At 74.8% G+C, this 7,785-nt stretch carries 11 protein-coding genes; 4 read left to right on the top strand and 7 right to left on the bottom strand.

Annotated features, from left to right (window positions below; genetic code table 11):
- A partial coding sequence (locus tag KS423_RS32130) for a phosphatase PAP2 family protein (protein ID WP_224283284.1) occupies nt 1–672 on the bottom strand: 672 nt, incomplete at its 3' end.
- A gap of 76 nt (nt 673–748) precedes the next feature.
- Between KS423_RS32130 and KS423_RS32125 the strand changes: the two genes are divergently transcribed.
- Nucleotides 749–1,012 carry a hypothetical protein gene (locus KS423_RS32125; RefSeq protein WP_224283283.1) on the top strand — a complete coding sequence of 88 codons (264 nt, stop codon included), beginning with the start codon at nt 749–751 and terminating at the stop codon, nt 1,010–1,012.
- A 66-nt stretch (nt 1,013–1,078) separates the two neighbouring features.
- On the opposite strand, the gene KS423_RS32120 is transcribed toward KS423_RS32125, so the two are convergent.
- Genes KS423_RS32120 through KS423_RS32110 form a run of 3 tightly spaced genes read right to left on the bottom strand, consistent with a single transcriptional unit; the run spans nt 1,079 to nt 3,052 of the window.
- The gene (locus KS423_RS32120) at nt 1,079–1,495 is read right to left on the bottom strand and encodes a type II toxin-antitoxin system VapC family toxin (RefSeq protein WP_224283282.1); all 417 of its coding nucleotides are present in this window, start codon (nt 1,493–1,495) and stop codon (nt 1,079–1,081) included.
- Nucleotides 1,492–1,782 (bottom strand): type II toxin-antitoxin system Phd/YefM family antitoxin, encoded by a 291-nt coding sequence (locus KS423_RS32115; RefSeq protein ID WP_224283281.1) that lies wholly within the window; start codon nt 1,780–1,782, stop codon nt 1,492–1,494. Before KS423_RS32115 ends, KS423_RS32120 begins: the two co-directional genes overlap by 4 nt.
- A gap of 31 nt (nt 1,783–1,813) precedes the next feature.
- Nucleotides 1,814–3,052, bottom strand: coding sequence for an MFS transporter (locus tag KS423_RS32110; protein ID WP_224283280.1), 1,239 nt, complete (start codon nt 3,050–3,052; stop codon nt 1,814–1,816).
- A gap of 78 nt (nt 3,053–3,130) precedes the next feature.
- Here KS423_RS32110 and KS423_RS32105 point away from each other — a divergent pair, with 78 nt between their 5' ends.
- Nucleotides 3,131–3,493 (top strand): MerR family transcriptional regulator, encoded by a 363-nt coding sequence (locus KS423_RS32105; RefSeq protein ID WP_224283279.1) that lies wholly within the window; start codon nt 3,131–3,133, stop codon nt 3,491–3,493.
- Nucleotides 3,494–3,673: 180 nt separating this feature from the next.
- On the top strand, nt 3,674–4,468 hold the full coding sequence (locus KS423_RS32100) for an alpha/beta fold hydrolase (RefSeq protein WP_224283278.1): 795 nt from the start codon (nt 3,674–3,676) through the stop codon (nt 4,466–4,468).
- Nucleotides 4,469–4,572: 104 nt separating this feature from the next.
- On the opposite strand, the gene KS423_RS32095 is transcribed toward KS423_RS32100, so the two are convergent.
- Nucleotides 4,573–6,042 carry an MFS transporter gene (locus KS423_RS32095; RefSeq protein ID WP_374120065.1) on the bottom strand — a complete coding sequence of 490 codons (1,470 nt, stop codon included), beginning with the start codon at nt 6,040–6,042 and terminating at the stop codon, nt 4,573–4,575.
- Between the two features lie 102 nt (nt 6,043–6,144).
- On the opposite strand from KS423_RS32095, the gene KS423_RS32090 reads away from it, so the two are divergent.
- A complete protein-coding gene (locus tag KS423_RS32090) occupies nt 6,145–7,032 on the top strand; it encodes a helix-turn-helix transcriptional regulator (protein ID WP_224283277.1) in 888 nt (295 codons plus the stop codon).
- Nucleotide 7,033: 1 nt separating this feature from the next.
- Here the strand turns inward: KS423_RS32090 and KS423_RS32085 are convergent, their stop codons facing one another.
- A complete protein-coding gene (locus tag KS423_RS32085) occupies nt 7,034–7,420 on the bottom strand; it encodes a hypothetical protein (protein WP_224283276.1) in 387 nt (128 codons plus the stop codon).
- Between the two features lie 100 nt (nt 7,421–7,520).
- A partial coding sequence (locus KS423_RS32080) for a hypothetical protein (protein ID WP_224283275.1) occupies nt 7,521–7,785 on the bottom strand: 265 nt, incomplete at its 5' end.

The raw sequence follows: 7,785 nt of genomic DNA, 5'->3' as shown, positions 1-7,785 counted from the left end.
CGCGGCGCCGGCGAGCACGTCGTGCGGGTAGTGGACCCCGGCCGCCACCCGCAGCGCGGCCGTGGCGCCGCCGACGGGTATGACGAGCAGCGCCCAGCGCGGCCGCAGCAGCACCAGCCCCGTCGCCAGCGCGACGGCGAGCGTGGCGTGGTTGCTGGGGAACGACCAGTCGCCCGGCGGTGGGCACTCGGCGACGGCCGAACCCGGCAATCCGGCCAGCGCCCGGCAGGGCCGCTCCTCGTCGAGGAACACCTTCAGCACCTCGCTCGCCCCGTAGGCCAGCACGGTGCCGAGACCGGCCAGCGCCACCCCGGCGACCTGCCCGGCGGCCCGGCGGCCACGGGCCGTCCACCAGCAGAGCACCAGCAGCAGACCGAGCACCACCAGCCCGGCCTCGGTGGCCGGCGCCGCCGCCGAGGCCACCACGTGGGGAGCGTCCCCGACGGCCTCCGCCACCCGTCGGTAGCCGCCGGCCGACCACCCCGTGAGCACCCGCAGCGGCTCCGCGCCGCCATTGCGTTCGGGCGCCAGCCACGCCACCACCCCGGCCCCCGCGCAGAGCAGGGCCACGGCCAGTACGGGCCTGGGCTTGGCGGCTGCCCTGTTCGCCCGCGCGGTTCTGCTCGTTCCGGCTGCCCGGGAATTCCTGGGTTTCCTGTCCGTGTACGTCATGGTCCGGACGGTAGAAGCCGACGGGCCCTTTCCGCCCGACCCGAAAGTCAGGCAACGACCGTGACGATGGTCAGGGTTGACAACTCTTCATGTCCCAACCGCCGACCGGGTCGCCCGCGCCCTCCACCGCACCGAAGCCCCGCCCCTCCTTGTCGGCGGCGGCGCCGACCGGATGTGGGGCCGCCCGACCGCCGACGCGACCGGCCACGAGGTCCTCGAACTGCCCGCCGCCGACGACGGCCTCGAACTGCCCGACGACCCGCTGGGCTCGGGCGACGCCCTGCGTCAGGTCGTCGCCCGACCGGACGGCTTCGCCGCCGCCCTGGGCGCGGGAAGGTAGCCCGCATCCGGCGGCGCCCAGGTGGTGCCGGGCGCCCCGGCCGCCCCGGGGCGCCCGGACATCCGCCTATCGGCAACCAGTCGGCTGACCCGGCGTGATCACCGGTGGGTCGCGCTCCTCCGCTGCGTCGGCCAGACGCTTGTCGTAAGTGACGAAGGCGGTGAGCGCGTGCTCCAGGTGCTCGGCGCTGGCGAGGTGAATGGCGTCGAGGGTGCGGAGGTGCCGGGTGGGGAACCGGCAGGCGGCTCGGAGGGCGGCATCGGAGAGCCGGACGCGGAGCAGCCGGTCGAGCAGGTCGGTCGACGTGTCCGGCACATCCCGTGGTGCGCCGATCCGGATCAGTGCGCGTGGCACCTCGACCTGGATCAGTGCGCTGGTCGCATGACCCTCGGAGCCGTGCGAGGAGAGACATGTGCGCAGAGCAGTGGATTCGTTCTCAGGGACCAGGAGCTTGAGGATCGCGCATGAGTCGAGGTGGATCAATGGTCCTCCTCCCGCACGGCGTGCAGGGCGTCGGCGGCCGACCCGAGTCCGGCGCCGGACTCGGGCAACGTCCAGTCGGCCAGGCCGCGCGCGGTGGCGGCGTTCTCCGGGTCGATGGTGCCGCCGCGGACGAGGTCCTCCAGTACCCGTTGCTCGGGGTCGGGCGGCGCGAGGACGGAGATCAGTCGGCCGTTGCGGGTGATCTCCACGCGCTCGCCGGCCGCGACCCGGTCGATCAACTCGCTGGCGTGCTGCTGGAGCTGTCGGATGGGGACTCTGGCTGTCATACGACTCACGGTGGAGCGGACCGTGCGGCGATTACGGGGAATGTGCGTCGATTTCACACGTGCGAGTGGCACCCTCCGGGAACCCGTGCCGTCGTGCGCCGAGGGTGGTGGCCAGTGCGGCGGCCAGGAGGGCGAGGGCGGACCAGGGCAGGGCGGACGGTCCGGCGTGGTCGAGGAGCAGGCCGCCCGCCAGACCGCCGACGGCGATGCCGAGGTTCCAGCAGGTGACGAGCAGGGACTGGGCGAGGTCCCCGGCCGGGCCGGCCGCGTCGGCGACGGCGGTCTGCAGGAGGGTGGCGGCGCCGCCGAAGCCGAGGCCCCAGACCGCGGCGGCGGCGTAGGCGGGCCAGCCGGTCGAGCCGAGCAGGGCGGCGGCGAGGAGCAGGGCCGCGACGGCGAGGAGGGCGGAGGCGGCGATGGTCAGGGGGCGCAGGTACCGGTCGATCAGGGCGCCGGTGCCGAGGACGCTCGCCAGCGAGGACAGCCCGATGACGAACAGGACGGTGTCCGTCCGGCCGTCGAGCCCCAACGGTGCGAGCAGCGCCGCGACGTACGTGTAGAGGACGTTGTGGGCGAGCACGAAGGTCGCCGTGACGGCCAGGACGGCGGTCACGCCCGGCATCCGCAGCACCCGCCGGACGGGCGTGCGGGACCGGCCGGATCGGCCGGGGGGTTGCGGGAGCACGAGCAGCATCCAGCCGGTCAGCGCCACGGCGGCCGCGCTCATCAGCCCGAAGGTGGACCGCCAGCCCACCAGTCCGGCCAGCAGGGTGCCCGCGGGCACGCCCACCGACAGGGCGACCGTCGAGCCGGTCATGGCGACGGCCATCGCCCGTCCGCGCTGCTCGGGCGCGACGATGCCCCGGGCGTACCCGGCCAGCAGCGCCCAGAGCAGCCCCGCGACCAGGCCGGCCGCGAACCGGGCGGCCATGGTGAGCGGGTAGCTCGGCGACACGGCGGTGACGGCGTTGGCCACGGCGAAGCCGCCGACGGAGACGAGCAGCAGGCGCTTGCGCGGCAGGCGTCCGGTGACGGCGGTCAGCGGGATGGCGGCCGCGATGGAGCCGACCGCGTAGAGCGTCACGGACTGCCCGGCGGCGGACTGGCCGACGCCGAGGTCGGCGCTCATCGCGGGCAGCACTCCGGCGGGCAGGGCCTCGGTCATGATCGTGACGAATCCGCCGGTGCTCATAGCCAGCAGGGCCGGCCAGGGCAGCCTCGGCGCGGGGGCCACCGGCCGGTCGGGGATGCGGAGTTCAGGAGTGGACATGGGCCCGATCGTCTATCGTTGACATCCGTGTCAGGGTCCAGCCGGGACGGCACCGGCCCGGGGTGAGGATGGTCACACATGCGCATCGGCGAACTCGCCCGGCGGACGGAGACCAGTCCGCGCCTGCTGCGCTACTACGAGCAGCAGGGGCTGATCACGCCGAGCCGCGAGGCGAACGGCTACCGCTCGTACGACGAGTACCTCGTGGACCGGGTGCTGCAGATCCGCGGACTGCTGGACGCGGGGCTGCCGACCCGGATCATCAAGCAGATCCTGCCCTGCCTGGACACCCCGCGGACGATCCACTTCGCCGACGCCACACCGGAGATGCTCGCCACCCTGGAGTCCGAGACGGACCGGATGACCCGCCGGATCCTGTGCCTGACGCGCAACCGGGACGCCATCCGGGAGTACCTGGACGTGGTCAAGAGCCTCTCCTGAACCCGGCCGCCCGGCCCGGCGCCCCACCCGGCCGTCGCCCGACGCATCGCCCTGCCCGGCCGTCGGACCCGGCAGTCCGACCCACCGCCCCACCCGGCCGTCGCTCGACCCGGCGCCCGGCCCGGCCGTCGGACCCGCCGCTTGACCTTGCCACCGGTGTCACGGTCGCACGGTGCCGTCATGACCGACTCCGCGATCCACCACACCGCCTTCGGCGACGGCACCCCGATCGTCCTGATCCACGGCTACACCGTCGACCACCGCGTCCTGCTCCCGCTCGAACCCGCCCTCGCCGACCGCCCCGGCTGGCAGCGCCTCTACCTCGACGTCCCCGGCCACGGCACCAGCCCCCGGCTGCCGGGCCCGGCCTCGGCGAGCGCCCTGGCCGAGGCCGTCTCCGGGTGGATCGGGGACCGGGTCGGTCGGCGGCCCTTCGCCGTGGTCGGGCAGTCCTTCGGCGGCCAGCCGGCCCGGGCGGTGACCGCGCGGTTCGGTGAGCAGGTGCTGGGCTCGGCGCTGCTGGTGCCGGTGGTGCGCTGGGGTGCCGACCGGGCCCTGCCGGAGGAGTTCGTGGTCGAACGCGACGACGACCTCCTCGCCCGCCTCCCGGCCGCCGACCGCGAGCTGTTCCGGTACGTCATGGCCCGTCACACCGAGGCGAGTCGGGAGCTCTTCGAGCGGTACGTCCGGCCTGGCTGGCAGGCGCACGACCGGGCGGCCGCCGCCGAGCTCGAAGCCGACTTCCTGCTGCCGCACTGGCCCGAGCACCGGGCCCCGCAGCACCGCGGCCACCACCTGCTGGTCACCACCCGGCAGGACGCCCTGGTCGGCTGGCGCGACCAGCTCGCCCTGCTCGACCACTACCCCCGGATGGCCGCCACCGTCCTCGACGGCGCCGGCCACAACCCCCAGGTCGAGGCCGCCGAAGCCGTCCACACCCTGTTCGGCCGGTGGCTCGACGCCCTCGAACGCTGAGGGCCGGTGCCGGGAACGCCGACGGCCCCGCGACCGGTCGTACCGGTCGCGGGGCCGCTGCGATGACCGTGACCCGGCCGCCGCCGGGGCCCGGAGGCCCGGGGTCAGCCGATGGAGCGGGGGAGACGGGTGGTCAGGTAGAGGATGGTGAAGGAACCGAGGAGCTGGATGCCCAGGCAGAGGGCGAGGGCGCGGTCCATGCCGAGGACGGGGGAGAGGGAGAGGTAGAGGCTGCCGAGGGTGGCGACGCCGAGGGCGAGGCTGGACTGCTGGCCGGTGGCGAGGACGCCGCTGCCGACGCCGGCCCGGGCGGCGGGCACCTTGGAGAGGACGACCCGGAACAGCGGGGTGCCGATCAGACCCTGCCCGATGCCGGCGAGGGCGACGCCCGGCGCCATCCGCAGCGGGGAGACGTGCGCACAGTCGGCCAGCACGGTCAGGGCGAGGGTGGCGAGGCCGGTGGCCTGGACGACGGCGCCGGCGCTGAGCACCCGGCTGCCCCAGCGGCCGATCAGCCGCGGGCCGGCGAGCGAGGCGGAGAAGTAGCCGACCGCCATCGGGACGAGCGCCCAGCCGGCCGCGACCGGGCCGAGCCTGAGGCCCTGCTGGAGGGCGACCGCGATGACGAACATGAAGCCGCCGAAGCCCGCGAAGTAGGGGAGCGCGATGCCGAGGCCGCGCCGCATCTCCGGGATGCGCAGCAGGGACGGCGGCACCAGCGGGGTGTCCCCGCGCCGCTCGGCGCGGCGCTCGACGGCACCGAAGGCGACGGCGAGGACGGGGAACAGCGCCAGCAGCACCCAGGACCAGAGCGGCCAGCCGGCGGCGCGGCCCTCCATCAGCGGGATCAGCAGGGAGAGCAGCGTGGCGGTGAGCAGGACGGTCCCGGGGACGTCGACCCGGGCGGCCGTGGTGGCCTTGCTCTCCGGGACATAGCGGACCGCGAGCACCACGGCGAGCAGCGCGAACGGCACGTTCAGCAGGAACACCGAGCGCCAGCCGGTGCCGAACAGGTCGGCGGCGACCAGCATCCCGCCGAGCACCTGCCCGATCACCACCGAGATCCCGCCGACCGCGCCGTAGACGCTGAGCGCGCGGCCGCGCCGGGCGCCCTCGGTGGCGGCGGTGATGGTGCCGAGCACCTGCGGGATCAGCAGTGCGGCCGAGGCGCCCTGGGCGGCCCGGGCGGCGACCAGGGACCACGCGCCGGGGGCGAGGCCGCAGGCCAGCGAGGTGAGGGCGAACGCGGCGGCGCCGACGACGAAGAGCCGGCGGCGGCCGTAGCTGTCGCCGAGCCGCCCGCCGAGGACGAGCAGCACGGCGAAGGCGATGCCGTAGCCGGCGGCGACCAGTTCGAGGACGGCGGGTCCGGCGGCCAGGTCGTGGTCGATCGTGGGCAGGGCGACGTTGACGATGAAGAAGTCGAGCATCGGCAGGAAGGCGCCGAGCAGGACGGTGACCAGCCCGGCGGTGCCGAGGCCGACGGGTCCGGGGGCGGAGGTACGGGTGGCCGCGGTGCCGGGGGTGGTGGCGGTGCGGCCCGGGGCGGGGGCGACAGCGAGTTGTTGGGTCACGGGTCATACGATCCGCCGCTCCGTACCCTGGTACCAGAGTGTGGTTATCCAGGTATAAGAAGTACCTGGCAACAGGCTGACGACTGTCGCATGCTGGGGAGCATGAGTCTGACGACCCCCGCCGCGCAAGCCCGTACCACCCCGGTCGGCCCGCACCCGGCCACCCCCGGTGAAGCCCGTCGGCACGAGCTGGCCGCGTTCCTGCGCAGCCGCCGCGAGCGCCTGGCGCCCGAGCAGGTGGGCCTGCCGATGACCGGCCGCCGCCGGACGCCGGGGCTGCGCCGGGAGGAGGTCGCGCAGCTCGCCGCGGTCGGGGTGACCTGGTACACGTGGCTGGAGCAGGGGCGGGACATCCAGGTGTCCACCCAGGTGCTGGACTCGGTGGCCCGGGCGCTGCTGCTGGACCCGAGCGAGCGCGCCCACCTGTTCACCCTGGCCGGCGCGGACGACCCGGTGCCGGTGAAGGAGTGCCCCTCGGTGACCCCGAGCGTGCGGCTGCTGCTGGAGCAGCTGGCGCCGTACCCGGCCATGGTGCTCAACTCCCGCTACGACGTGCTGGCGTGCAACGCCCAGTACACCGGGTTCGTCGGCGACCTCGACCGCATGGCCCCCGAGGACCGGAACCTGATGTGGATGGCGTTCACGCCCTCGTACTTCCGCGAGGTGCTGGTGGACTACCGCACCGAGCGCCTCGGCATCGTGGCCCGGTTCCGCTCGGCGATGGCCGACCACAGCTCGGAGCCGGCCTGGAAGGCCCTGCTGGCCCGGGTGCTCAAGGCCTCGCCGGACTTCGCCGAGCTCTGGCAGCGGCACGACGTGATGCGGCCGGGCAACGGCATCAAGCGCTTCCAGGTGCCCGGCGTCGGGCTGTTGCGCTGTGAGTACACCAACTTCTGGCTCAGCCCGCAGCTGGGGACACGGATGATCACGTACACCCCGCTGGACGACGAGACCCGCGCACTGATGGACGAACTGCCCACGGGGGGCTGACTCAGCCCCGCACCGCCGCGTCCCGCCCGAGCCGCAGGCACACCACGGCGAGCGGCAGTTCGATGCAGGAGGCCATGACCAGCGCGGCGAGCACCGCGTGGCCCGGCCCGGCGCAGGCGATGTCGGCCAGCGCGTCACCGGTGAGCAGCAGGGCCACCGCCGCGCCCGCCCACAGCGCGGCGGGGCTGCGTCGGCGCAGCAGCGCGTCCAGCGAGAGCAGGGCGGCGAACTCGGTGAGGTCGAGAACGACCCACGCGGTCTCGTGGCAGACGGCGAGGACCGCCAGCCACGGCAGCAGCGCGACCGCGGCCATGACCGGGACCTTGGCGAAGCGTGCGGGCAGGACGTAGGGGGAGGCGGGGCGGACGGTGAGGACGGCGGTGCTCATGCGCCCGCCTCGCTACGCTCGGCAGGGGCATTCGCCCATGCGCGCCTTTCGATGAATCTCCCCCAGCCTCCGGCCGGGGGGACCCCCATGCTTCGCTCGCTCATGCCGCACCCCGGCCCCGCACCCGCTCCAGCGGCAGCCGCTCGGCCGTCCCGCCCGCCGGGTGTTCGACCCGCACCGCGTCGAACGGCCCCTGCGCCCAGGCAAGCCAGAACCGCCCGGCCACCGTGACCACCTCGGCCGTCGACCGCACCCGGCGGAACGGCCGCCGCCCCGTGAACACCACCGCGGGCGCCGCACCGTCGGCGGCCAGCCGGCCCCAGGCCAGTACGTGCCGGCTCCGCCCGGCGGACGGGCAGTGCCGG

The organism is Streptomyces sp. LS1784 (assembly GCF_020103755.1).
Classification (GTDB): Bacteria; Actinomycetota; Actinomycetes; order Streptomycetales; family Streptomycetaceae; genus Kitasatospora.
Note: the sequence above shows the minus strand (reverse complement) of the source record. Positions and strands in the feature narration are given on the sequence as shown.

Bases quoted from the DNA above. Each gene is read 5' to 3' on its own strand.
- KS423_RS32090 (WP_224283277.1), top strand. From the start codon at position 6,145: ATGAGTCTGACGACCCCCGCCGCGCAAGCCCGTACCACCCCGGTCGGC.
- KS423_RS32110 (WP_224283280.1), bottom strand. From the start codon at position 3,052: ATGTCCACTCCTGAACTCCGCATCCCCGACCGGCCGGTGGCCCCCGCG.
- KS423_RS32100 (WP_224283278.1), top strand. From the start codon at position 3,674: ATGACCGACTCCGCGATCCACCACACCGCCTTCGGCGACGGCACCCCG.
- KS423_RS32115 (WP_224283281.1), bottom strand. From the start codon at position 1,782: ATGACAGCCAGAGTCCCCATCCGACAGCTCCAGCAGCACGCCAGCGAG.
- KS423_RS32105 (WP_224283279.1), top strand. From the start codon at position 3,131: ATGCGCATCGGCGAACTCGCCCGGCGGACGGAGACCAGTCCGCGCCTG.
- KS423_RS32085 (WP_224283276.1), bottom strand. From the start codon at position 7,420: ATGAGCACCGCCGTCCTCACCGTCCGCCCCGCCTCCCCCTACGTCCTG.